The organism is Flavobacterium aquidurense, assembly GCF_001404985.1.
Classification (GTDB): domain Bacteria; phylum Bacteroidota; class Bacteroidia; order Flavobacteriales; family Flavobacteriaceae; genus Flavobacterium; species Flavobacterium aquidurense_B.
The window spans coordinates 42,728-67,583 of the sequence record NZ_JRLF01000001.1; the positions used below are offsets into that span (position 1 = coordinate 42,728).

General features: G+C 34.7%; 22 protein-coding genes and 1 pseudogene. 16 read left to right on the forward strand and 7 right to left on the reverse strand.

All coding sequences use genetic code 11. The features are described 5' to 3' along the window. Positions 1–168 precede the first annotated feature (168 nt). The 6 genes from RC62_RS00155 to RC62_RS00180 all read left to right on the forward strand — a co-directional run bounded on the left by RC62_RS00155 (position 169) and on the right by RC62_RS00180 (position 6,874). Positions 169–1,953, forward strand: a complete 1,785-nt coding sequence (locus tag RC62_RS00155) for an amidohydrolase (RefSeq protein WP_055091415.1) — start codon at positions 169–171, stop codon at positions 1,951–1,953. 3 nt (positions 1,954–1,956) lie between these two features. Continuing rightward, on the forward strand, positions 1,957–3,327 hold the full coding sequence (locus RC62_RS00160; protein WP_055091417.1) for an alginate export family protein: 1,371 nt from the start codon (positions 1,957–1,959) through the stop codon (positions 3,325–3,327). A 25-nt stretch (positions 3,328–3,352) separates the two neighbouring features. Next, positions 3,353–3,916 (forward strand): 2'-5' RNA ligase family protein, encoded by a 564-nt coding sequence (locus RC62_RS00165; RefSeq protein ID WP_055091419.1) that lies wholly within the window; start codon positions 3,353–3,355, stop codon positions 3,914–3,916. A 252-nt stretch (positions 3,917–4,168) separates the two neighbouring features. Further along, positions 4,169–5,092: a helix-turn-helix domain-containing protein gene (locus RC62_RS00170; protein WP_055091420.1), complete on the forward strand. Its 924-nt coding sequence runs from the start codon at positions 4,169–4,171 to the stop codon at positions 5,090–5,092. Positions 5,093–5,243: 151 nt separating this feature from the next. Continuing rightward, entirely contained in the window at positions 5,244–5,972 is a 729-nt protein-coding gene (locus tag RC62_RS00175) for an SDR family oxidoreductase (RefSeq protein WP_055091421.1), read from the forward strand. A 137-nt stretch (positions 5,973–6,109) separates the two neighbouring features. Beyond that, on the forward strand, positions 6,110–6,874 hold the full coding sequence (locus RC62_RS00180) for an SDR family NAD(P)-dependent oxidoreductase (RefSeq protein WP_055091424.1): 765 nt from the start codon (positions 6,110–6,112) through the stop codon (positions 6,872–6,874). A gap of 156 nt (positions 6,875–7,030) precedes the next feature. Here the strand turns inward: RC62_RS00180 and RC62_RS00185 are convergent, their stop codons facing one another. After that, positions 7,031–7,504 (reverse strand): hypothetical protein, encoded by a 474-nt coding sequence (locus RC62_RS00185; RefSeq protein ID WP_055091426.1) that lies wholly within the window; start codon positions 7,502–7,504, stop codon positions 7,031–7,033. A gap of 150 nt (positions 7,505–7,654) precedes the next feature. On the opposite strand from RC62_RS00185, the gene RC62_RS00190 reads away from it, so the two are divergent. Further along, on the forward strand, positions 7,655–8,377 hold the full coding sequence (locus RC62_RS00190) for a DUF4386 domain-containing protein (protein WP_055091429.1): 723 nt from the start codon (positions 7,655–7,657) through the stop codon (positions 8,375–8,377). A 146-nt stretch (positions 8,378–8,523) separates the two neighbouring features. On the opposite strand, the gene RC62_RS00195 is transcribed toward RC62_RS00190, so the two are convergent. Continuing rightward, positions 8,524–9,222, reverse strand: a complete 699-nt coding sequence (locus RC62_RS00195) for a LytR/AlgR family response regulator transcription factor (protein ID WP_055091431.1) — start codon at positions 9,220–9,222, stop codon at positions 8,524–8,526. Next, positions 9,219–10,259, reverse strand: a complete 1,041-nt coding sequence (locus RC62_RS00200; RefSeq protein WP_055091434.1) for a sensor histidine kinase — start codon at positions 10,257–10,259, stop codon at positions 9,219–9,221. The genes RC62_RS00195 and RC62_RS00200 overlap by 4 nt, the downstream gene beginning before the upstream one ends. 164 nt (positions 10,260–10,423) lie before the next feature. On the opposite strand from RC62_RS00200, the gene RC62_RS00205 reads away from it, so the two are divergent. From RC62_RS00205 to RC62_RS00225, 5 genes are all read left to right on the forward strand, one after another. Continuing rightward, a complete protein-coding gene (locus RC62_RS00205; protein ID WP_055091435.1) occupies positions 10,424–11,809 on the forward strand; it encodes a TolC family protein in 1,386 nt (461 codons plus the stop codon). A gap of 10 nt (positions 11,810–11,819) precedes the next feature. Beyond that, on the forward strand, positions 11,820–15,104 hold the full coding sequence (locus RC62_RS00210) for an efflux RND transporter permease subunit (protein ID WP_055091436.1): 3,285 nt from the start codon (positions 11,820–11,822) through the stop codon (positions 15,102–15,104). After that, on the forward strand, positions 15,094–16,182 hold the full coding sequence (locus RC62_RS00215) for an efflux RND transporter periplasmic adaptor subunit (protein ID WP_055091438.1): 1,089 nt from the start codon (positions 15,094–15,096) through the stop codon (positions 16,180–16,182). Before RC62_RS00210 ends, RC62_RS00215 begins: the two co-directional genes overlap by 11 nt. An 828-nt stretch (positions 16,183–17,010) precedes the next feature. After that, positions 17,011–17,565, forward strand: a complete 555-nt coding sequence (locus RC62_RS00220) for an REP-associated tyrosine transposase (RefSeq protein WP_055091440.1) — start codon at positions 17,011–17,013, stop codon at positions 17,563–17,565. 104 nt (positions 17,566–17,669) lie between these two features. Beyond that, positions 17,670–17,930, forward strand: coding sequence for a hypothetical protein (locus tag RC62_RS00225; RefSeq protein ID WP_055091442.1), 261 nt, complete (start codon positions 17,670–17,672; stop codon positions 17,928–17,930). A 193-nt stretch (positions 17,931–18,123) separates the two neighbouring features. On the opposite strand, the pseudogene RC62_RS22575 reads toward RC62_RS00225, so the two are convergent. From RC62_RS22575 to RC62_RS23155, 4 genes and pseudogenes are all read right to left on the reverse strand, one after another. Beyond that, a pseudogene (locus tag RC62_RS22575) lies at positions 18,124–18,264 on the reverse strand (DJ-1/PfpI family protein); the annotation flags it as partial. Positions 18,265–18,578: 314 nt separating this feature from the next. After that, entirely contained in the window at positions 18,579–19,127 is a 549-nt protein-coding gene (locus tag RC62_RS00230; protein ID WP_055091444.1) for a type 1 glutamine amidotransferase domain-containing protein, read from the reverse strand. Positions 19,128–19,406: 279 nt separating this feature from the next. Then, complete coding sequence (locus tag RC62_RS00235; RefSeq protein ID WP_055091446.1) at positions 19,407–19,640, reverse strand: hypothetical protein; 234 nt, start codon at positions 19,638–19,640, stop codon at positions 19,407–19,409. Next, the gene (locus RC62_RS23155; protein WP_262494053.1) at positions 19,637–19,762 is read right to left on the reverse strand and encodes a hypothetical protein; all 126 of its coding nucleotides are present in this window, start codon (positions 19,760–19,762) and stop codon (positions 19,637–19,639) included. Before RC62_RS23155 ends, RC62_RS00235 begins: the two co-directional genes overlap by 4 nt. 517 nt (positions 19,763–20,279) lie before the next feature. On the opposite strand from RC62_RS23155, the gene RC62_RS00240 reads away from it, so the two are divergent. The 4 genes from RC62_RS00240 to RC62_RS00255 all read left to right on the forward strand — a co-directional run bounded on the left by RC62_RS00240 (position 20,280) and on the right by RC62_RS00255 (position 24,834). Then, a complete protein-coding gene (locus RC62_RS00240) occupies positions 20,280–20,951 on the forward strand; it encodes a response regulator transcription factor (RefSeq protein ID WP_055091448.1) in 672 nt (223 codons plus the stop codon). 2 nt (positions 20,952–20,953) lie between these two features. Next, positions 20,954–22,312 carry a sensor histidine kinase gene (locus RC62_RS00245; RefSeq protein WP_055091450.1) on the forward strand — a complete coding sequence of 453 codons (1,359 nt, stop codon included), beginning with the start codon at positions 20,954–20,956 and terminating at the stop codon, positions 22,310–22,312. A gap of 96 nt (positions 22,313–22,408) precedes the next feature. Then, on the forward strand, positions 22,409–23,695 hold the full coding sequence (locus RC62_RS00250; RefSeq protein WP_055091452.1) for a TolC family protein: 1,287 nt from the start codon (positions 22,409–22,411) through the stop codon (positions 23,693–23,695). Positions 23,696–23,745: 50 nt separating this feature from the next. Beyond that, positions 23,746–24,834 carry an efflux RND transporter periplasmic adaptor subunit gene (locus RC62_RS00255; protein WP_082421186.1) on the forward strand — a complete coding sequence of 363 codons (1,089 nt, stop codon included), beginning with the start codon at positions 23,746–23,748 and terminating at the stop codon, positions 24,832–24,834. Positions 24,835–24,856 lie beyond the last annotated feature (22 nt).

Below are 24,856 nucleotides of genomic sequence, written 5' to 3' on the forward strand. Positions count from 1 at the left end.
TTTGCGAAAACGCAGATAAAAACGGATTGAAAAACTTATTAACCATAAATAAAATCAGCGTTTTCGCAATAGTAAATCAGTAAAATCAGCGAACTGTTTTTTTCTTAAAAGAAAGGCTGTGTAACGCACAGCCATTTTTTTTATCAAAATCTTAATAAAACCATTATTATGAAACCAAAAATTATAATCACGGCATTGCTTTTAATACTTTCCCTGCCTTTTTTCGCTCAAAGCAAAAGTGCCACACTTATCGTTCATCACGCTGTAATTCATACACTGGATGATAAAAATACAATTGTTGAAGCGATGGCTATTGCCGATGGAAAAATCCTGAAAACCGGTAAAAACAGCGATATCTTAAAATTAAAAAACAAAAAAACAACCCTGATTGATGCCAAAGGAAAAGTAATCATTCCCGGAATATTCGACTCGCATATGCACATTATCCGTGGTGGAAGATTTTTTAATACTGAATTGCGCTGGGATGGCGTTCGTACTCTTAAAAAAGCTTTGGCAATGCTAAAAGAACAAGCACAAAGAACACCTAAAGGACAATGGGTTCGCGTTGTTGGAGGCTGGAATGCATATCAGTTTGAAGAAAAAAGACTGCCAACCCTGGAAGAAATCAATGAAGCAACAGGCGATGTTCCCGCTTTTGTATTGCATTTGTACGGTCACGCCTATTTGAACAAAGCAGGAATTGCAGCTTTAAAAATTGATGCAAACACTCCAAATCCAAACGGCGGATTGGTAGAAAAAGATGCAAACGGAAATCCAACCGGATTATTAATTGCTGAGCCAAATGCTTTTATCTTATACTCGACACTTTCTAAACTTCCGGAATTAACCCCTGATGAAAAAGTAAATTCGACCAAACAATTTATGACCGAAATGAATCGTCTTGGCGTAACTGCCATTATCGATGCCGGCGGCGGATTCCAGAATTTCCCTGACGATTATGGCGTAACAAACGGTTTATGCAAAGACAGCGATCTTACCATAAGAATGCCTTATTACTTATTTGCCCAAAAAGCAGGAAGTGAACTAAATGACTACAGCAAATGGGTTAGTACAGTAGAAATTGGCGAAGGCTGTGACGATCATGACGATACTAAAGTAGAATATCATGCACAAGGAGCCGGAGAAAACCTGGTAATGAGCGCAGGAGATTTCGAAAATTTTGATAAACCAAGACCGGAATTAAGCCCGGCAATGGAAGGACAATTAAAAGAAGTTTTGTCATTATTGATTAAAAAAAGATGGCCGTTTAGAATTCACGCCACTTATAATGAAAGCATTACAAGATTCCTGAATGTAATTGAAGACATTAACAAAGAAACACCACTAAACGGACTTTTATGGTTCTTTGATCACGGAGAAACGGTTTCTGTAGAAAACTTAAAACGAATTAAAGCTTTAAACGGCGGATTGGCAATTCAGCACAGAATGGCGTATCAGGGAGAAAACTTTATAAAAAGATACGGAAAAACAGCTGCTACAAACACGGTTCCGCTTAAAAAGATACTCGAAATGGGAATCAAAGTCGGAATGGGGACCGATGGAACCCGTGTTGCCAGCTACAATCCATGGGTTGGTTTGTATTGGTTAACAACAGGAAAAACTTTGGGCGGACTGAAATATATGGCAGATGAAAATATTCAGGACAGAACAGCAGCATTAAAATTATTTACTTACGGAAGTGCACAATTAATTAATTTAGAGAAAGACCGCGGAATGCTTACTGCAAACAACCTGGCAGATTTTGCCATACTTTCTGACGATTATTTTAATACTCCCGAAGAAAAAATCTTAAACATAGAATCAAAACTTACAGTTGTAAACGGTAAAGTAGTGTATGCTGATACTGATTTTAGATCCTTTGCACCACCAACTCCAAAAGCAATTCCGGATTGGAGTCCTATAAACTATTTTGGAGGTTATCAAAAAAATTAAATTATGAATACCTTGTTCCGATTATTGTTGCTTTTGGGATTTATTTCGATTGCAAATGCACAACAAAAACCTGTATTTCAAAAATTGCGGTATGACGATGATGTGACCTATTTAAAAACAGATTCGACTAAAAGCGCATACGAGAAAATAAAATATATTCCGTTAAGCAAAAATAGCCATTACTTCGCCACTATTGGTGGCGAAGCGAGATGGCAATACACCTATACCGTAAATGACAAATGGGGAGATGATTCTGATGAAGGCGATGGATATTTACTTTCTCGTTATTTACTTCACGCCGATATTCATTTAGGGGTTTTCAGAACTTTTTTTGAATTGCAAAGCAGTCTCGCAAACAGTAAAATCGATCCGAGTCCGGTAGATGAAAACCAACTCGATATTCATCAGGCATTTCTGGACATTGATTTTATTCACGATAAAAACGAGCAACTTACATTGCGTTCCGGAAGACAGGAAATGATGTACGGTTCTCAGCGTTTGGTTGCTGTTCGTGAAGGTCCGAATAACCGACTCGCTTTTGACGGAATGAAGTTATTCTACAAAAAAAACAATTGGCAGACAGATGCTTTTTTTACCCATCCGGTTGCGAATAAAATTGGGACATTTAATGATGAATTTAATGAAAATGCCAAATTCTGGGGAAGTTACACTGTAATTCATAAAGTGCCCTTTATTGAAAATATCGATTTATATTATTTAGGATTATGGAAAAACCGTTCCGTTTTTGATGATGCCATTGGAGAAGAAAACAGACATTCTATTGGAACCAGAATATGGAAAAATAAAGGCAACTGGAAATATGATTTTGAAGGTCTTTACCAATTTGGAAAAATCAACCAGAAAACCATTTCTGCCTGGACACTTTCATCTTTTGCCTGTTATACTTTTGAAAACGTAAAATTCAGTCCTGAAATAGGATTAAAAACAGAAATTATTTCTGGTGATAAAAATTCCGGCGATGACCATTTAGAAACTTTTAACCCCTTATATCCCCGTGGTGCTTATTTTGGATTGGTGGCTTTGATTGGTCCATCCAATTTAATTGATATTCATCCGTCAATAAATTTTGATTTAACAGAAAAATTAGGTCTCGGAATTGATTATGATATTTTTTGGAGACAAACTATAAGCGATGGTTTATACGCGCCAAACATGCAGCTTTTATATTCCGGAAAAAACACCACAGAACGTTTTGTGGGTTCCCAATTAATTGCAAATTTAGATTATGCCATGAATCATTTTTTATCATTTACATTAGAAACAGGATGGTTTAATGCGGGTTCATTCTTAAAAGAAGTCGGTACAGGAAAAGATTATTTTTATGGTGCTTTGACTGCACAATTTAAATTTTAAATTTGTATCAATCAAAGTTCTAAAAATGGAAAAGAAATATTCAGTTGCTATTTACCCCTCGCAAGATATTATTGATTCTGTCAAGACGATGAAGGATTCTTTAAAAAGTAAAATAGAATGGTATAACAGCTGTAATTCTGTCGCGCATATTACTATTTGCGAATTTACAATTGAAGAATCTGAAATAGAAAAAATCAAGCTGAAATTGTTTAAAATTGCTGATACCTTTACTCCTTTTCAGTCTTATTTAGATCATTTTGACTATTATGAAAATAGCGGCGCTTTTTTTATTGCTCCAAATGATGTCTCAAAAATCAACTTAAAGCAGATTCTAAAAAAAACGCAGGAAACTTTAAAAGCCTTAAAATTGAAAAAAAGTGACGATCCGCATATGTCAATTGGCCGAAAGCTAACTCCCGAGAATATCAAAATAGCCTCACAGCTTTTTACTACTATTGATCTTAATTTTTTATGTAACAATATTGTTTTGCGTGAATTGGATCCAATTAAAAAACAGTTTTTTGTAATCGATACTTTTTCATTTGGCAGTAATCCTCAGCCGGAATTAGTTCAGGGAAGTTTATTTTAAAATTTTAATCGGCGCGAGGTTGGTTAGCCTTTTCGCAGAGTTTATAAAAAAGAATTATTCGCATTTTGTGTCATTTCGAGGAACGACAAACTGTATGTTTAATTTGCTAAAGAAAACTTTGTGAACTCCCCGAAAAACCTTAAGATTCTTGAGTTTAAATAAAATACAAAATCAAACAACCTAAAACATGAAACTTTAAACTAAAAAAACTTTTATATATTTTCGTATATTTGAATTTTACAATTCACTCTTATGAAATCACTCGATTCGTTTTATCAGGATATTACAAAAGGCTCTTCAATTGATCCGAGTTCATTATTACCCAATGACATCAAAAAAGAGATTGGTCATTTTAATGTATTCGACATTAGGGAACTTCTAGAACGCATGCAGGGAAAGTCGGTAATGCCTTATGACCGACGTGCATATTATAAAATCAGCTTGATAAAAGGGAACAATCGTGCTGAATATGCTGATAAAATAATTAATATCGAAAAGCAGGGACTTTTATTTGCTACACCCAAAATCCCATACAATTATCTGCCGCAAGACACCAATCAATCCGGCCAGTTTTGTGTTTTTACGAGTGAGTTTTTATCGAAAAACAAAAGCGGAATTGACTTAGACGAATTGCCAATTTTTGCTTCAGACGGTTATCCTATTTTTCAGCTTACAGATGAAGAAGTTCTTGAAGTTGAATTGATTTTCAATAAAATACAAAAAGAAATCAATTCTGATTATATCTATAAATACGATCTGATTCGGAATTATGTAGCAGAGTTAATTCACTTTGGACAAAAATTACAACCTATAACCGCCTTATATTCTAAGCATAATTCAGCAGCAAGAGTTTCTTCTTTATTTGCCGAATTACTGGAAAGACAATTCCCAATTGAATCACCAAATCAACGATTAGAATTGAGAACTGCCAAAGATTTTGCTGAACGATTATCAGTTCACGTCAATCATTTGAATAAAGTTCTAAAAGAAAATACAGGAAAAACCACAACCGAATTGATCAGTACAAGATTAACGAATGAAGCCAAAATCCTTTTAAAACAAACAGATTGGAACATTTCTGAGATAGCTTTTTCACTAGGTTTTGAAGAATTGGCGCATTTTTCTAATTTCTTCAAAAAACAAACTTCTTTTACGCCTTTGGCTTTTAGATTGTAGATTCTGATTTTAGATTGTCGATTGTTGCAGAATAGTAACCTCAAATCTTTTACTCCTGATTTGAATTTCGCAAACATCGATTTGATATTTACAAATTCCCAAACCTACTTCGCTCCTACCTTTGTCTTATCAATTTAAAAGATCGAAAAAGATGAACTTATCAAACAACAAAATTCTAATTACTGGCGGTGCAACTGGTATTGGACTTGGATTAACCGAAAGATTTATTGAGGAAAATAACACTGTAATTATTTGCGGCAGACGTGAATCTGTTTTAAATGAAGTTAAAGCAAAATTTCCAACCGTAATTACAAAAGTATGCGACCTGGCAATCGAAGCTGAACGCAAAGCACTTTACGAATGGATTGCAGAAAATCACAGCGATTTAAATGTTTTAATTAATAATGCAGGAATTCAAAAATGGGTTTCGGTTACAGATGTAGACTTTTTCGAAAGTGCCAAAACTGAAATCGCAACAAATATAGAAGCTCCTTTACATTTAACTTCTCTTTTTATTCAGTTAAAGTCGCTTACAACCGTAATGAATGTAACTTCCGGATTATCACTTTCTCCATTTGCAAAAGTTCCGGTTTATTCAGCTACCAAAGCATTTTTCCGTTCATTCACTATTTCACTTCGTCATATATTAAAAGGTAAAAATATTGAAGTAATCGAAATTATTCCGCCTGCATTAAATACAGATTTAGGAGGTGTTGGTTTACACGACGTACATCCGGCGGTAAGTGATTTTATCGCCTCTATTTTTGAGCAATTAAAAGACGGCAAAGACGAACTTACTTTTGGAACCAGCGCAACAAGAATCAATGCAAGTGTTCCTGAGCTGAAAGCATCATTTAACGCATTACATTCTAATTTGTAAGCTTGTGAAATGTAAAATGTGATTTGTAAAATACTTTATACTAAAACATCTCACATACTAAGTATCACAAATCACATTTTACTTCTAACATCTAACATTTCACAAATCACATTTCACATAAAAACAAATAAATAAATATGGCAGTAAATACAAAAATAGCTCTTGTTACAGGCGGTAGCAGAGGTTTAGGGAAAAATATGGCAATCGCAATTGCAAAAAAAGGAATCGATGTAATCATTACCTACAACAGTAAAAAAGAGGAAGCTGATGCTGTTGTAAAAGAGATCGAAAATTTAGGCCAAAAAGCGGCTTCATTACAATTAAATGTAGCTGAATCAGGTACATTTGACGGCTTTTTCACTAATGTTTCAGAGGTTTTAAAAAATACTTTTAAAACAGATAAATTTGACTTTTTGGTAAACAATGCCGGGATAGGAATTCACAATTCATTTATTGGAACGACAGAAGAAGAATTTGATCAATTGACAAATATTCAGTTTAAAGGACCATTTTTCCTGACTCAAAAAGCTTTGACTATTATAAATGACGGTGGCGGAATTGTAAATATTTCAACCGGTTTAGCACGTTTTTCATTTCCTGGTTACGCAGCATATGCTGCTATGAAAGGCGCAATTGAAACCTTAACAAAATATCAGGCGAAAGAATTAGGTCAAAGAAAAATCAGGGTAAATGTTGTGGCTCCCGGAGCTATTGAAACTGATTTTGGTGGTGGAGTTGTTCGTGATAATGAGCAAATGAACCAACAAATTGCATCAGTTACCGCTTTAGGCAGAGTGGGTTTACCGGATGATATTGGCGGTGTTGTTGCTTTTTTATGTACCGAAGATGCAAAATGGGTAAATGCGCAGCGTATTGAAGTTTCTGGAGGAATGATGCTTTAAAATAATTATTAATTGTGAATTATAATTCACTTTTTTAAACCCGACAGGTTTTAAAAACCTGTCGGGTTTATTATGCTACAACAAAACAAAACCCGACAGATTAAAAAATCTGTCGGGTTTGTCATTAAATATAATGAATTTAGTAAGTATTCCGTATTAATCTTTTTCGACAATGACATCGAAACCTCCATTTTTATCAAAGACAACATCATAAAATTTGGAGTCTTTTTGTATACCTACTTCATAGGTTGTTTTGTTTTTGTCATCTACTACAACCGCTATTTCCTTAACGGCATTAGTTGGATAATTTTTCTTAAGATAGGTCTGCGCTTTCTGCGGAAGCTGGCTTAACGGAATCTGCAATTCATAAGCTTTAAGAACACCCAAATTATCGTAAACCGCTAATGCTTTTGTCTTTTTATCAGTTGTATATTTTGCTTCATATCGAATTTCGTCATCGTCATCACCCACATATTCCATAGTCCAAACCGGTACTTTACCAGGATATTCTTTTTGAAAAGCAAACACCACTATTTCTGGCGGAGTGACTGCTTTATTAGGAGAAACTCCATTTTGCCCAATCAAAAAACTACTGTATAAAAAGGCAATAGCAAAGAAAATATTTTTCATGATTCCCGATTTTAAATTAACAATTTTCAAAATAACGTATTAAAATTACTACTTTATTTTGAAGTAAATATCAAATTATAAAAAAATGTTAAAATAGACGGTAACAATTTTTACTTTAGCACGTCTTACGTTAAACCAAACCTTAAAAAAATGAAATTCAACCTAAAACATTTTGAAAATTCACCGCAGCTTTATGCCCGCATCGCCGGAATATTATACCTGGTTATAATAGTTATGGGATTTTGTGCCGAAACATTTGTCAGAAATAAACTTTTTGTTTCCGGAGATGCAACTGCCACAGCAAACAATATTATACATGCCGAGTTTTTGTGGAAAATTGGAATTACAGCTGACCTGATCATGCAAATTTGCGATCTGCCTGTAATGATTATTCTTTATTATCTTTTAAAACCTATAAGCAAAAAACTGGCTTTGCTTAATTTGTCTTTCAATTTGATACAAACTGCTGTATTGGTTGCGAATAAGTTAAATCTTTTAGCTGCATTATTCTTTCTGGGTGATGCTGCATATCTAAAATCTTTTACACCGGATCAATTGCATACTTTATCTTATCTTTCGATTAAACTGCACGATTTTGGCTTTGGTGTTGGACTGATTTTCTTTGGGTTTGTATGTCTGTTTGAAGGTTATTTAATTTTTAAATCCGGATATTTCCCTAAAACAATTGGAGTTTTAATGGCAATTGCAGGAATCTGTTATTTGTTTAACAGTTTTGCGTTAATCCTTATTCCGCAGCTTTCAAGTATCGCCATATTAATGCCGTGTTTGCTTGCTGAATTATCATTGAGTTTATGGCTTGTTTTTAAAGGAGTAAATCTGCCGGTCTGGAAACAACACTTTCAGCTAAAATAAAAAACTAAAGATAAGAGATAAAAAAATCGTAGAGAAAAAATCACTTGTTTTCCAATATATTAAAATCAAAAAAGCCTGCCGGAAATTAATCTTGCAGGCTCTTTTTTTGAAATAATTGAATTAGTAAGCAAATTTATTTCTAAAGTTTATTTCTTTAATCGGTCAGATAATTCTCTTTTATACGTAATCCCAACCGGAAGTTTTTCATTTTTGATCACAACAAAATCTTTGTCTGTTGTATCTATTTTATCCAATGCTACAATGTATGATTTATGAATGCGCATGAAGTTTTTCTCCGGCAAACATTTCTCTAACTCACTGGTTGTAATCGAAGCGAGATACGTTCTTTTTATCGTGTGTAGTTTTACATAGTTACCAAAACTCTGTGCAAACAAAAGTTGATCTAATTCGATATCCATAAAATAACCATCGACTTTAACGCTAACAGAATTTACAATCGTTTCTTCTGTCTTTGTTTTTAAGGATTCAGTTGCAAAAAAACGATCAATTGCTTTTAAGAACCTTGGAAAATAAATTGGTTTTAAGAGATAATCTATTACACCATAATCATAACTTTCAAGAGCAAATTCAGAATAAGCCGTTGTCAGGATCGTTTTAGGATGCGTTGGTAGAATCTTTAGCAATTCCATTCCTGAAATCTCCGGCATATTGATATCCAAAAACATTAAATCAACCGGATTTTCACGAAGATAATTCATTGCTTCGATACCATTATATCCTTGAAAAACCAACTCTAATTGTGGATTTTGCTTGATATAATTCGCCAACACATAATGTGCTGCCGGTTCATCATCTACAATTATACATTTTTTGGGTTCTCTCATTCTACAAACTTTTTCAACTGCAGTTTCAAATCTACGATATAAGTGTTCTTATCGTCCTGAATATCTAATTTATAGTCTTTTCCATAAATCAAATTCAAACGTTCGATTGTGTTTTTCAAGCCAATTTTAGTCGAAACTACATCTGTTTTTTTCGTTGGTATAGAGTTTACGGCATGCAAATGCAATAAACCGTTTTCGACTGTAATAATAATCCTCACAAAGCACTTTTCGATAGCGCATGTTCCGTGCTTAAAAGCATTTTCGATAAAAGCAATCAACAGCATTGGCGAAACTTTATACGCGTTTTCATTATCGATTTTACAATCATAAGTAATGTCGCAACGGTATCCTACCCTTTCTTTTTCAAGCTGAACATAACTGTTTATAAACTCCAGTTCATCCTCAAGAGAAACACATTTTTTACTGTTGCTTTCCAGTTGATAACGCATTAACTGTGACACTTTCATGATAAGATCCGGTGTTCTTTCCGGAAATTCCAGACTTATGCCGTAAAGCGTATTAAAGGTATTAAATAAAAAATGAGGATTTAATTGTCCTTTCAGCGAATTCAACTGCATTTCATTAAACAATAATGCTTCATCAGTTTGTTTTCTATGAATCCTGTAGAATTTAAATACAATTATAGGGCTCAAAATACAAACCAATGTTCCTAAAACACTTGCCAGTTGATACATATAACTGCGCTGATGCGAATTTTGATACAAACGGCAATTGCTAAACATGTCGAGCATCATGATCTCGTATAAAACTATCGAGAAAACAAAAACCCCAAAAAGCGTTAAAAATATATAAGTTAAAGGACGTTGAGTTTTAAAAAGAATTGGCAAAAGAAAGAAACGGTTAAATTGAGCGTGCATGTATAAAATAAAATAGAAAAACACACCCATTAATATGGAGGCTAAAGAACTAAATAACATCCAGTCATTTTTTAACGTATAGATCGTAAATGAAAAGGCAACAACGGCAATCTCCTGCCACCATTTGTTATCCAATATGTTATCAAATTTTTTATTCATTTTTAAAATTTAAATAGTCTACAAATTAACCACTAATTTTTAATTTAAATTCCCAATAAATGACAAATTCAATTGGTCATTTATTATCGCAGTACATCATTTATTGGCGGTCAAATTGAAGTAAGACAAATAATTTTGTTAGATAATTTCATACCACTAATTTTATGTACTTCAGAAAAATTACTTTGTTAGTTTTCTTGATTTTTGCCTGTGGTAGTTATTCTCAAAACCTGACTTTAAAAGAAGCTATAAAAACAGGTTTAGAAAACTACGGTTCCATCAAAGCAAAAAGCAATTACACGAATGCATCACGCGAGAGCCTCAAGCAATCCAAGCGTGATTATTTGCCAAATCTAAATTTATCGGCACAACAAGATTACGGAACCATCAACGGGCAAAACGGTGCTTTGTATGGTTTTAATGGTTTAGGAACCGCTTCTTCCGGACCTGCATTGCCGGACCAAAACTGGAACTCGGCTTTTGGTGCTTTATATCTGGTCAACATGAACTGGGATTTTTTCACTTTTGGAAAAACCAAAGAAAGAATCAATTTGGCTAAAGTAGATGTTCAGGCAAAAGAAAATGACCTCAAACAAGAGCAATTTCAGCAGGAAATCAAAATTTCAGCTGCTTATTTGAATTTACTGGCAAGCCAAAGATTATTGATTTCGCAGCAAAAGAATTTAAGCCGTGCCGAAGTTTTTAAGAAAACTGCCGTTGCACGAGTTAAAAACGGATTGTTGGCCGGAGTCGATTCTACATTGGCTACAGCCGAAGTTTCGAAAGCCAAGATTGCTTTGAACCTTGCTAAAAACTTTGTCAAGGAACAAAACAATAAATTAGTTGATTTGATGGGCGTTGCGCCACAGGATTTTGTTACAGATACTTTGTTTGTAAACGAGATCCCAAAAGAAGTTCTTAGAGGAACTGCAACTTCTGATAGTCTGCACCCTTTGCTTCAATACTACAAAACTAAGATTGATTACAGCAATCAGCAAGCAAAATTATACAAACGTTTTTATTATCCTACGATGAGCGCATTTGGTGTTTTGCAAACGCGTGCTTCAGGATTTAACAGCGATTATATCACGGATCAAACTTCCTTCAATAGAAATTATTGGGATGGTGTAAATCCGGATCGTACCAATTATTTAGTCGGAATTGGGATTAGCTGGAACCTTACAACTCCTTTTAGGGCAAGCAAACAAGTAAGTGCACAAAAATTTGTTTCGCAAGGTTTGCAGGAAGAATACAATCAGGCAGACAGAGAATTGAAATCGCAATTGAAACTTGCCGACGATAAAATACAAATCACATTAGACAATTTTGCCGAAGCGCCAATTCAGGTTGATGCAGCAAAAAGAGCGTATTTGCAAAAATCGACTTTATACAAAAACGGACTTACCGATTTAACAGATATTACCCAAACATTGTATACGCTGAATCGTGCCGAAATTGACCGCGATATCGTCAACAATAATGTATGGCAATCGTTTTTGCTTAAAGTAGCTGCTACTGGTAATTTTGACTTATTTATAAATGAATTTTAATTAGATCCCAATGAATTTAATACGTTTTGCACTCCGCAAACCCATCTCCATATTAGTATTGGTTGCGGGTCTATTTTTCTTCGGAATTGGTGCCATACAAGACATTAAGGTAGATATCCTGCCAAAAATGAACTTGCCGGTTATCTATATTGCGCATCCTTTTGGAGGTTACACACCAGACCAAATGGAAGCTTATTTTGCTAAGACTTATGTCAACATTTTACCGTTTGCCAATGGTGTAAAATCGGTGGAAACAAAGAATATACAAGGGTTAATGATCATGAAATTAACCTATTATGAAAACACAAATATGGCTCAGGCTGCAGCCGAATTAAGTTCGCTTTCGAACAGGATTCAGGCGGCATTTCCTCCCGGAACTCAACCTCCGTTCATCATTCGTTTTGATGCTTCTTCTCTTCCAATTGGTCAATTGGTTTTGAGCAGTAAAATACGTTCAAACAACGAATTGCAGGATTTAGCCAACGTTTATGTTCGTGCTTCGTTTACTTCGATTCCGGGTTTATTATCGCCGGCACCTTTTGGCGGAAGCCCAAGAACTATTGAGGTAAACGTAGATCCTGATTTATTGCGTTCGCACAATATGACGCCGGATCAGGTGGTTGAAGCGATTCGTATCAACAACCAGACTGCGCCGTCAGGAAACGTGAGAATGGGCGATGTAAACTACATTACGCCAACAAATAATACGATTAAAGAAGTTAAGGATTTTGAGAATATTCCGTTGTTTAAAGGAAGCGTTCAAAACTTAAAATTAGGCGATGTTGCCACAGTAAAAGATGGTGCCGATATTACACAAGGTTACGCTTTGGTAAACGGAAAACGTTCGGTTTATATTAGTATTGCAAAAGCCGGAGATGCTTCGACCTGGGATGTGGTTCAGAAATTAAAAGCGGAACTGCCTAAAATCCAAAGTACATTACCGGAAGATGTAAAATTATCTTATGAATTTGACCAGTCGGTTTATGTAATTAATTCCGTAAAAAGTTTGATTACAGAAGGTATTATCGGAGCGGTTTTAACCGGATTAATGGTTTTACTTTTCCTTGGAGACAGACGTGCGGCTTTGATCGTAATCTTGACGATTCCAATTTCGATTATCTCAGGAGTTTTATTCCTGAAATTATTCGGGCAAACGATCAACTTAATGTCTTTAAGCGGATTGGCTCTTGCAATTGGTATTTTGGTGGATGAAAGTACGGTTACGATCGAAAATATTCACCAGCATCTCGATATGGGCAAACCCAAGGCGCTCGCCATTTGGGATGCCTGTCAGGAAATTGCATTGCCAAAATTATTGATCTTACTATGTATTTTGGCGGTTTTTGCACCAGCCTTTACAATGGTGGGTATTCCGGGAGCGTTGTTCCTGCCTTTGGCTTTAGCAATTGGATTCTCGATGGTTATTTCGTTTTTATTATCTCAGACTTTTGTGCCTGTAATGGCAAACTGGTTAATGAAAGGACATGAAAAACACGAACATGAACATAATATTACAGATGATGAAGCAGAATTTAATGCCTGCGGATTAACCCCGGAATCTGAAAAAGACCTGATTACGCAGAAAAAAGCAATGGTCGAAAAAGAAGATCTTGACAATAACGGAAAAATTGGTGCTTTTGAGCGTTTCAGAATCCGTTTTATGAGAACATTGGATCGATTATTCCCTTATAAAAAAGCAGCTGCTTTAGTTTATTTGGTTGTAATTACGCTTCTGGCAATTCTTTTTATTAATTTTATTGGTAAAGATGTTTTCCCTAAAGTAAATTCAAGTCAGTTCCAGTTAAGAATGCGTGCTCCGGACGGAACCCGTTTAGAACGTACCGAAGAAAAAGCAATTATTGTTTTGAAAGAATTGCAAAAAATGGTGGGTAAAGAACATATCGGAATCTCGTCTGTTTATGTTGGTCAACACCCGTCGTTATTCTCGATTAACCCGATTTATTTGTTCATGGCAGGTTCTCATGAAGCAGTATTTCAGGTGAGTTTAAAAGAATATCATACGGATATGGACAACTTTAAAGACGACTTTAGAGCGAGAATTAAAAAAGTACTTCCGGATGTAAAACTTTCTTTTGAACCAATCGAATTGACCGATAAAGTGTTGAGTCAGGGATCTCCTACTCCTATCGAAGTTCGTATTGCCGGAAAAGACAAAAAGCGAAATGAATTATATGCGACTCAAATTGTCGAGAAATTAAAGAAAATCTCTTATTTCAGAGACGTACAAATTGGTCAGCCCATTCATTATCCAGCGATGAATATTGATATCGACAGAACCCGTGCAGCCGAATTGGGCGTTGACATGAACGACATATCACGATCATTAGTTGCATCGACTTCATCATCACGATATACCGAGAAAAATACCTGGGTCGACGAAAGAGCCGGATTGTCCTACAACGTTCAGGTTCAGGTTCCTTTAAACCAGATGAAAAGTAAAACCGATATTGGAGAAATTCCGGTATTAAGAAATTCGCTTCGTCCGGTTTTAAGCGACGTTGCAAAAATTACACCTGGATTTGTAAGTGGTGAAAATGACAATTTAGGGGCTATGCCATACATTACCGTTACAGCAAACATTAGCCAGACCGATTTAGGAACGGCAGTAAAAGATGTGAATGCAACAATAAACTCATTGGGAGAATTACCACGTGGTTTGTTTATTACCCCAATTGGTATGAGTAAAGTATTGGTAGAAACATTAAGCAGTTTACAAGTCGGATTATTGGTTGCCATCTTTGTGATCTTCTTAATGTTAGCCGCTAATTTCCAGTCGTTCAAAGTTTCGTTAGTGATTTTAACAACAGTTCCGGCAGTAGTTTTAGGAGCATTATTAATGCTTACAATTACTGGTTCTACGCTAAATTTACAATCGTATATGGGTATTATTATGTCGGTTGGGGTTTCGATCGCTAATGCTGTTTTATTGGTTACGAATGCAGAACAGCTTCGAAAACGAAATGGTAATGCATTAGAATCGGCACGTGAAGCTGCAGCTTTAAGGCTTCGTCCTATTATCATGACTTCTGTTGCGATGATTGCAGGAATGTTGCCAATGGCTATTGGTCATGGCGAAGGTGGCGATCAGGTTTCTCCGTTAGGTAGAGCCGTAATTGGCGGATTATTATTTTCGACTTTTGCCGTATTACTAATCCTGCCTCTTATCTTTGCCTGGGCACAAGAAAAAACAACAACACAATCTGTTTCTTTAGATCCTGAAGACGAAGAAAGCATCCATTATATCTCATCATTAAATCCAAAAAATGAAAAATAACATTATACAATCGACCGCATTATTTTTTGTAGCCGTATTTTTTCTAACTAGTTGTAATAATAAGAAAGAAGAAGCTCCTGTTGCAGAATTAGAACCTAAAACAGAAACCATTTCTTTAGAGAAAGAAAAACTTACTACAGAGTTGCGTTTACCAGCCGAATTAACTGGTTTTCAACAAGTAGATTTGTACGCTAAAGTAAGTAGTTTTGTAAAATTACTAAAAGTAGATATTGGTACAAAAGTAAAAAAAGGACAACTTTTGATCGTTCTTGAAGCACCGGAAATCAGCTCTCAATTGGCTGCTGCCGAATCAAGACTAAAATCGATGGAAGCTATTTATGCGACAAGCAAAAGTACTTACAACCGTTTGTACGAAACGAGCAAAGTCGAAGGAACAATTTCTAAAAATGATCTGGAAATGGCAAACGGAAAGAAAAACTCAGATTATGCACAATATCAAGCCGCAGTTGCAGCCCACAAAGAAGTGTCGATTATGAGAGGTTATCTTGAAATTCGTGCTCCTTTTGACGGAGTTGTAGCAGCTAGAAACGTAAATTTAGGAACGTTTGTTGGTCCGGCAGGAAAAGGTTCTGATTTGCCTTTATTGACGATTCAGCAGCAAGATAAATTGCGTTTGGCGGTTTCGGTTCCTGAGCTTTACACAGGATATTTACACAACGGCGACGAAATGAGTTTTAATGTAAAATCATTACCGGAAACCTTCAAAGCTACAATTACAAGAATGTCCGGAGCTTTAGACCTAAAACTTCGTTCTGAACGCGTAGAAATGGACGTACACAATACACAAAAAAACTTATTGCCAGGAATGGTTGCCGAAGTGCTTTTACCGCTTAACGCAAAAGACAGTACATTTGTAATTCCAAAATCGGCATTGGTGAGTTCTGCTGAAGGTATGTATGTGATCAAAGTGATTGACCACAAAGCAACAAGAGTAAACGTAAAAAGAGGAAGAGAAATCGACGATAAAATTGAAATCTTCGGAGATTTGAACCTGAAAGATAAACTGGTAAAAATTGCCAGCGAAGAAACTAAAGAAGGCGATATCATAAACGAATAATACCGATTATGTATTCAATACAGTCTAATAAAAATTAGACTGTTTTCATACTATATCGGCATTAATAACCTGCGTTTAGTCTTCATTTTAGTGATTACCAAAAACTGTACGCTTAATGCGGCATTCTGAAATCTAATTTTAGAATGTGAATTAAATTCACCTTAAAGGACGATACTTGATATAGTATCGTCCTTTTTTTTGTTTTTTGTTTTTGCCACGAAGGCACTAAGACGCAAGTTTTTTTTGTAACGATTAAGCCTTTTTTGTCATTTCGATCCCGAAACTTCGGGAGTGAATGACAATAGAAGCTCGACAAAGATTGGCGATTTTGCATGCGTAGAATGGATTAAAATCCATCCCTACAATATGATCCGTTCCTCAGGAACTCTCTATAAAATTGCGTAGGAATAACTTATTTTATAGGTAGGTCCCGAGGCTTTAGGATTAATCCTTTGACACAAAAAGTAACCCAATATTGTCATTTCGAGGGACGAGAAATCTCCGTAAGAAGCTCGACAAAGATTGACGATTTAGCATGCGGAGTTACTTGCGAGGATTTCTCGTTCCTCGAAATGACAGGCTTTGTGGTTATATTCTTTTAAACTTTTGCTTAAATAAAAACTCTTAGAATTTTTAGGAGCTATTTCCTGCTATCATTCCGTGTCTGCAAAGATTTGTTAGTTGTCTTTGTAAAAAAACATTCGCGCAGATATATTTCCGCAACGATAGCGCGGATTTGCAATCCGTGCCCACAAAGTAATTTCTTCAAAATATAAATAAAAGATTAAAATTCTCGCTATACTTTTTATTTTTGTAAGAAAAAAGAACGTGTCGACAAAATACAAAGCAACAACAACTGAGGAAGCATATTTTATAACTATAACTGCTGTTGGATGGATAGATATATTTACAAGACTAAATCAGAAAAACATCTTAATAAATGCTTTAAAGTATTGTCAAGAAAATAAAGGTTTAGAAATTTATGCCTATAGTATTATGAGCAGCCATATTCATTTGCTTTGCAAAGGAACGAATGGTTTTGTATTATCTGATATTATTAGAGATTTTAAAAAATTTACATCAAAAAAAATAATACAAACTATAATAGATGAACCTGAAAGCAGAAGAGAATGGATGCTTGAATACTTTCAAAAGGCATGTGAGCATTTAAAAAAAGATCAGACTTATAAAGTCTGGCAAAATGGTTACCATGCAGAACATATTTACAGTAATAAATTTATTAAGCAAAAAATAGATTACATCCATAATAATCCTGTAAAAGATAAAACTGTTAGTTCAGCTGAAGATTATTATTTTAGTTCGGCAAGGAATTATTCAGGCTTAGAAAATGATTTAGATGTTGTTTTGGTAGATCTGTTTTGAAAAAAAATCTATAGCCTTCTAGAGAACATCATCGACAATTGAAATTTTTTGATTTGCATTGTGTCAAATCTTTGCGGGCACGGATTGCAAATCCGCGCTAACGATTGAAAGTAAATCTGCGCGATCGGATTACAATTAAACATAAAAAAATTGCTTCACTTGAAGATATTATCATTTCGTATTTATCAGAAGATCCCAAAAGAACAATTACAAATAAGGTTGTAAGAGCATTAAGTGGTGAAGATGATGTGAATAAAGTAAAAAAAGCTTTTCAAAAATTAAGAAAGCTTGAAAAAATTGTAGCAGTTAATGAAGAAGCATCCGCTTTTGATTTTGCTTATAAAATTAAATCTCTTACTATCTAACGTGTCCCCCCTAGCTATGCGAAGTTACACATCCCTATATTCCATTCTTATCTAGATTTGCAATGTCTCATTATAACAGGTATGAAGTCGGGAGACTTCAGACAGCATAAATAATTAAACTGGCAAAAACAAAAAAAATGCAAGACCAAAATTGATCTTGCATTTTTTGTAACTGATAAATAAAAATATCTTTTTATACGGTCTGACGCTCGTGTTTTCCTTCTTTAATTTCTTCCACCATTTTTTTATTGAAAGCGGGTAAATCATTTGGGTTTCGGCTGGTTACTAATCCATTGTCTACGACAACTTCTGAGTCTTCCCATTGCGCACCCGATAGCGCGGATTTGCAATCCGTGCCCGCAAAGTAATGAGTACATTATATTTCTAAGAACTAAAACCTCGAACTTAAAAAATCGAGGTTTTCTATTTTAAAAATCTTACTCCTCACCCCAAACGCTGTGCGAAGTCTCCCGACTTCGTACATATTCCTATATTCCATTCTTATCTAAATTTGCAATGTCTCATTGTAACGTGTATGAAGTCGGGAGACTTCACACAGCATAAATAATTAAACTGGCAAAAACAAAAAAAAATGCAAGACCAAAATTGATCTTGCATTTTTTATAACTTGATAAATAAAAATGTTTTTTACACTGTTTGACGCTCGTGTTTTCCTTCTTTAATTTCTTCCACCATTTTTTTATTAAAAGCGGGTAAATCATTTGGTTTTCGGCTGGTTACCAATCCATTGTCTACGACTACTTCTGAGTCTTCCCATTGCGCTCCGGCATTTTTTAAATCGTTTTTGACAGAGAAAAACGAAGTCACTTTTCGACCTTGTAAAACATCAGCATCTACCAGAATTTGTGGTCCATGACAAATAGCTGCTACTGGTTTTTTACTTTCAAAAAAGGAACGTACAAAATTTACTGCAGCTTCTTCTCTTCTCAATAAATCAGGGTTTATAACTCCTCCCGGAAGAACCAAAGCATCATAATCTGCTTCATTTGCCTGATCTAATACTACATCAACATTGTATTCTTTGCTCCAATTACCGTCTTTCCAGGATTTGATTGTTCCTGATTTCAGACTGATGATATCTGCATTCCAACCTTGCTCTTCAAGATAAGCTTTTGGTGATGATAATTCTGATTCTTCAAAACCGTCTGTGGCTAATATGGCTATATTCTTTTTCATAATTTTAAGTATTTAAAATGTTATTAATTTTGATTTAGTTAAAATTAATAATTTCATACAGGCAACGAAAACTGAACATGTTAAACCTTTCTTTAATAAAAGTTAATTAATTGAATTTCAAATTCATATGAAAAAATAAACTGAAATTATATAAGATTGATGTTAAATTGCTTAATTATTTTATAGGATGAAAACTAAGAAAATAATGTACTTAATAAAAAAACCCCGACCATTTTAAGATCGAGGTTTTTACATTATTTAATAATCCTAAAAGAAATTCTACTCTACGTCCAGATAAGGATTTAAAACCTCAGCTAATTCATTCAGCCAATAAAAGCTGTTTTGCAAATTGTCCATTTCATTTTGCAAGGTTGCATGTTGTCTCAAAGCTCCTAAAGCAAGAACATAATTTACTTGCCTGATCGATTTAGCCATTTCTTGTGGATCGATTGTGTTGTTGAAAAAATTCATAAGCCTGATTTCGGCTTCTTTTGAAATTGTGTTTGCACTCATAACTCTGTAATTTTAGGAAATATAAAACCCATATGGCTAAGGTGTCCTACACTTACAGAAGTGTTACGGTTGTTTCCAATACCGTCACCATACCACATGGGCAAAAGTTTTTTAGATGTCATGATTCTGTAAATTAGGAACGGCAAATATAACAAAAAAGCCTTGTAATCAAAGGGGTTTCTTATTAATGCTGAGGAATAATCGCGCAAAGACGCTAAGGCGCAAAGTTTTGATTCTGCGAATGTGTGAGATTACTTTTTAGAACATAAATCTTCTCATTAAACCTACTGCCCTAGCCCCGATGGTCCCGAAGACTCGGGAGAAAATCCTTTTGTGCCGGTCCCGAGGGTTCGGGAGCCACAAAAGATTGGAACGTACAGCGGGAAATAGCTGCTAAAAAAAATTAAACTTCAAAAATCAAAATTTCAAAAAAAAAGCTTTCATTTAAGTTTTGCTTTCATAAACCTTTCGACTTCGCTAAGGGTGACAATTGGGCTCTTCTTTTCCTACAAAATCGAATTTTAACAGCAATTGCGATAATTAATTGCTATTTTTGATTCTCTCTCTTTAAAAACGATTCATCAGGTAATTTCACTTTCATTTTTACTTGCTGATCAATACAAAAATCAACATTATATTATGAATGTTCTACTCATTGAGGATGATAAACGCATTAGCGAATTTATTATAAAAGGTCTGGAAGAAAACAATTTTACGGTGCATCTGGCTGAAACGGGCGAGATTGCCAGGGAATTAATTCAGGACAATACCTGGGATATTATCCTGATGGATATTATGCTTCCGGGAATTGATGGTATTCAGCTAACGAAATTAATGCGTTTCAAGAAAATTCATACTCCTATATTAATGCTCAGTGCATTGAGCGATACTGATGATAAAGTAAATGCGCTGGATTCTGGTGCAGATGATTATTTGGTTAAGCCTTTTCATTTTAAAGAATTGATTTCGAGAGTAAACGCATTAACCCGAAGAACCAAATTTAATTATGATAATGAAGAGACTTTATATTCTATAGGAAGTTTAACCATAAATCCTGAGGAACATAAGGTTACAGAAAATGATGCATTGATCGATTTGTCGCCAAGAGAATATAAATTGCTGCTTTTTTTATTAGAAAACCGAAATAAGGTGATGTCAAGAACGCAGATTTTAAATGCGGTTTGGGGCATTAATTATGACAATAACACAAATGTTGTCGATGTATACATTTCTTATCTGAGAAACAAAATCGAGCAAAACCATAAATTCATCCATACCATAAAAGGAACGGGATATATGCTTAAAGAATAGTTATGAAAATACGCAACAGATTTACCTTAATATCTTCTTTGACTTTTAGCATTGTATTTGTCATTGCTTCTATCATCACGTATTTTTCTTTCTACAGCTATTCTGAAAAAATTATTTATAATGAGCTTCAAAAAACGTGTTTACTGACGGGGATTTTTTATCTGGAAAAAGATGAATTGCCTCAAAACCAACATTTGATAATTGGTCAGCAATTTAAAGAAAATTCACTTGAAATTATAACGCGCGTTTACAACAAGAAAAATCAGATTGTATATGGCGAAAAACAGGTTGATGCCAATATAAATGCAGAAAAACTGGATTACATAAGAAAGAACCGAAAGCTTAATTTTAAATCGAATCATCATTTTTATTTCGGGAGTTATTATCATGACAATCAGGGAGATTTTGTAGTTTTTGTTAAAAAGAATGATCAGGAATTTAAAACTATTACCAATAGATTAATGATTATCATGATTTTGGTTCTCATTACCGGATTAATCACGATATATATTGTGAGCCGTTTACTTTCTAATCTGGCGTATAGTCCGATAAAAAATATTATTAATCAGGTGAACGAGATCGAGGCTTCGTCGCTGGATCGTCATATTGTTTCGCCCAATACAAAAGATGATATTCAGGAATTAATAGAAACGTATAACAATTTGTTTAAACGACTTTCGGATACTTTTATCATTCAGAAGAACTTTATCAATTATGTATCGCACGAATTTAAAACGCCTTTGACCGCTATTTCCGGAAATCTGGAAGTATTTGCCCAAAAAGACAGAACAAGTGCCGAATATAAAGAAATGTCTGAAAAAGTATTAGAAAATGTATATCAAATCGAAGATACTATGAATACGCTTATGATGCTTTCCGGATTAAGGGACAATACTGAACTTAATGAAATTTTCAGGGTCGACGAATTGGTTTGGGATATCAACGATCAATTACCGGATGTTTATAAACTAAAGAATTCTCAGATTCAAATTGCAATCGAAATCAAGAATGATAAACTGCTTTCTATAAAAGGAAACAGCAACGAAATTAAAATTGCCTTATACAATATTATAGAAAATGCCGTAAAATACTCGAACGGAAATCCTATAAAGATAAGTTTACTGCAACAAGATAATCAGCTTAAAATTGTAATCGAAGATCACGGAACCGGAATTAGCGAAGAGGACTTAAAATTTATCAAACAAACCTTTTACAGGGGCAAAAATGTCAATGATATAAAAGGCAGTGGCGTGGGACTTTCTCTGGCTAATATTATATTTAAACAAAATAATATTGATTTTGCCATTGCTTCCAGAAAAGACGAAGGAACTACGGTTACTTTATTATTCCCTAAACTCTAATCGTTTTCTAATGTTGCTCTAACCGCTTTATAACATACATCAAATTACCACTTAATATGCCGCAGGTAGCTTTGCATCATATTAAAACACCTTAATTTGAAACGTATACTTTTAACCCTTCTCGTTATTGTAACACACAAAAGTGTGGCACAAAATGCAACAATAAACGATACAATTGTTCTTTCCCGAACTCAGGCCGAGGCTTTATTTCTGGACAAGAACCTTTCTATAATTTCTGAAAAACTAAATATCGACATTGCCGATGCTCAGGTTATTCAGGCAAAATTATGGCCAAATCCTACACTTACTATTGGCGAAATCAACCTTTGGCACAATGCTACAGCGGGAGAAGTTCCTGCTTTATGGGGCAATTTTGGTAAAACAACCCAAGTTACCGCAGAGCTGGAACAGCTTGTTCAGACTGCCGGAAAGCGAAAAAAGATGATTGCCATGGAAAAAGTTGGCGTAGATATCGCCAAAGAATACTTTAAAACCTTTTTGCGAAATCTAAAAATCGAGTTTAGAGGTAATCTTACTGAGCTTCAGTACACTCAGGCTCAGGAAGCGATTTACAAAAAACAGGTTTCTTCAATGCAGACCATGCTAAAAGGATATAGCAATCAGGTTTCGCAAGGTAACATTGGCAGAGGCGAATATATAAGACTAAAAGCATCTGAACTAAATTTCCTGAAAGAAATAAGCGATTTGCAAAAAGAAAATAACGCGCTGCAAAAAGAACTTAAAGTCTTAATGAACCTGCCTGCAACAAGTTTCATCAAACTTACGGATGAAGGTTTTGTTCCCGATCAAAAGAATATCGACAATATCAACTTAGGTAATCTTATGGCTTCGGCAGTAGAAAACCGACCTGATATGAAGGTTATCAAACTGGGAAATGACTACAACGAGAACAAATATAAGTACGAAAAAGCAATGCGAACACCAGATGTTACTCTTGGTATTAGCTATGACCGTGGTGCGAGTACGATGAACGATTTTGTAGGTCTTGGTTTTGCTTTAGATCTACCGTTTTTTAGTAGAAATCAAGGAAATATAAAAGCTGCAAAAGTTGCTATAGATCAGGGTAAATTATTGACTCAGGAGAAAACAATCAGTGTACAGGCAGAAGTATTACAAGCCTATGAAGACTTGATTGTTACCAAAAAATTATACGAAAGTGTCGATGCCAATTATGAAACCGATCTGGATAAACTTCTGGAAAGCTATCGTAAAAACTTTATGCAGCGAAACACAAGCATGTTAGAATATCTTGATTTTGTAGAAGCTTATCTTGAAAACAAATCAATACTGATAAATTCTAAAAAAGACCTTAATAAAAACCTGGAAGAATTGCGCTATATCGCTGGTGAGGAAATCAATTAAATCCTAACTGAAAATACGGCTCACATTATATGAAAATAATAACAAATACAATGAAGAAATTTATTTTACTCCCAATACTTGGGTTAATGCTCGTTTACGGATGTGGCAAAAAAGAAGAAACCAAAGATACAAAAGACGAAAAATTTTGTATTGACAAAGACCTGAAAGAAAAAATTACAATCGAAGCGGTACAAAAACGTGCTGTTAGCGAATCTATAAATCTTACCGGAAATATTACTTACAATGCAGATCACGTAGTTCAGTTTAATAGTCTTGTAGAAGGAATTATTACCAAAACTACATTCTCACTTGGTGATTATGTAAAAAAAGGGCAAGTTCTGGCAGAGATAAAAAGTACAGAACTAAACAGCATGCAATCAGAAAGTAAATCATTGCAATCTCAGATATCTGTAGCACAACGTCAGCTACAATCCAGCAAGTCAATGTTTGAGGACGGAATCGCGTCACAAAAAGACCTTATGCAGGCACAAAGCGAACTGGATGTTTTAAAATCTTCTCTTGAAAACGTAAAAGCAAATCTTGCAATGTTCAGTGCGAGCAGCGAAAGATCTGTTTTCCAGATAAAAGCTCCAACTGAAGGATATATTGTAGCAAAAAACATTAGCCCGGGAATGCAGATTACAGAAGGAAGTGAACCTTTGTTTACTATCTCTGACCTTAAGGAAATCTGGGTTTTGGTAAACGTATATACCAGTAATCTAAAAAATGTAACTCAAAATATGCTTGTAGATGTTACAACTCCAGCTTATCCGGGTGAGATTTTTAAAGGACAAATATCGATGCTTTCCAAAGTTTTTGATGCTGATGAACACGTTCTAAAAGCAAGAATTGTGATGGAAAATAAAAACTTAAAATTAAAACCGGGAATGACTGCCGATATCATTATCGATAAGAGCAAAGGCGGAGAAATGTTAGCTTCTGTTCCTGCAAAAGCAGCCATTTTTGATAACAATCGTGATTATATCCTGATTTACAAAGACGATTGTACGATCGAAACCAGAGAAATTAATCCTGTAATAAAAAATAACAACTGGATTTATTTTGATAAAGGAGTTAAAGAAGGTGAAATGGTAATTACTAAAAACCATTTGCTAATTCACGAAAGATTAAAAAACTAATTATCCCTAAAAACGGATAAAT

Bases quoted from the DNA above. Each gene is read 5' to 3' on its own strand.
- RC62_RS00155 (WP_055091415.1), top strand. From the start codon at position 169: ATGAAACCAAAAATTATAATCACGGCATTGCTTTTAATACTTTCCCTG.
- RC62_RS00160 (WP_055091417.1), top strand. From the start codon at position 1,957: ATGAATACCTTGTTCCGATTATTGTTGCTTTTGGGATTTATTTCGATT.
- RC62_RS00165 (WP_055091419.1), top strand. From the start codon at position 3,353: ATGGAAAAGAAATATTCAGTTGCTATTTACCCCTCGCAAGATATTATT.
- RC62_RS00170 (WP_055091420.1), top strand. From the start codon at position 4,169: ATGAAATCACTCGATTCGTTTTATCAGGATATTACAAAAGGCTCTTCA.
- RC62_RS00175 (WP_055091421.1), top strand. From the start codon at position 5,244: ATGAACTTATCAAACAACAAAATTCTAATTACTGGCGGTGCAACTGGT.
- RC62_RS00180 (WP_055091424.1), top strand. From the start codon at position 6,110: ATGGCAGTAAATACAAAAATAGCTCTTGTTACAGGCGGTAGCAGAGGT.
- RC62_RS00185 (WP_055091426.1), bottom strand. From the start codon at position 7,504: ATGAAAAATATTTTCTTTGCTATTGCCTTTTTATACAGTAGTTTTTTG.
- RC62_RS00190 (WP_055091429.1), top strand. From the start codon at position 7,655: ATGAAATTCAACCTAAAACATTTTGAAAATTCACCGCAGCTTTATGCC.
- RC62_RS00195 (WP_055091431.1), bottom strand. From the start codon at position 9,222: ATGAGAGAACCCAAAAAATGTATAATTGTAGATGATGAACCGGCAGCA.
- RC62_RS00200 (WP_055091434.1), bottom strand. From the start codon at position 10,259: ATGAATAAAAAATTTGATAACATATTGGATAACAAATGGTGGCAGGAG.
- RC62_RS00205 (WP_055091435.1), top strand. From the start codon at position 10,424: ATGTACTTCAGAAAAATTACTTTGTTAGTTTTCTTGATTTTTGCCTGT.
- RC62_RS00210 (WP_055091436.1), top strand. From the start codon at position 11,820: ATGAATTTAATACGTTTTGCACTCCGCAAACCCATCTCCATATTAGTA.
- RC62_RS00215 (WP_055091438.1), top strand. From the start codon at position 15,094: ATGAAAAATAACATTATACAATCGACCGCATTATTTTTTGTAGCCGTA.
- RC62_RS00230 (WP_055091444.1), bottom strand. From the start codon at position 19,127: ATGAAAAAGAATATAGCCATATTAGCCACAGACGGTTTTGAAGAATCA.
- RC62_RS00235 (WP_055091446.1), bottom strand. From the start codon at position 19,640: ATGAGTGCAAACACAATTTCAAAAGAAGCCGAAATCAGGCTTATGAAT.
- RC62_RS23155 (WP_262494053.1), bottom strand. From the start codon at position 19,762: ATGACATCTAAAAAACTTTTGCCCATGTGGTATGGTGACGGTATTGGA.
- RC62_RS00240 (WP_055091448.1), top strand. From the start codon at position 20,280: ATGAATGTTCTACTCATTGAGGATGATAAACGCATTAGCGAATTTATT.
- RC62_RS00245 (WP_055091450.1), top strand. From the start codon at position 20,954: ATGAAAATACGCAACAGATTTACCTTAATATCTTCTTTGACTTTTAGC.
- RC62_RS00255 (WP_082421186.1), top strand. From the start codon at position 23,746: ATGAAGAAATTTATTTTACTCCCAATACTTGGGTTAATGCTCGTTTAC.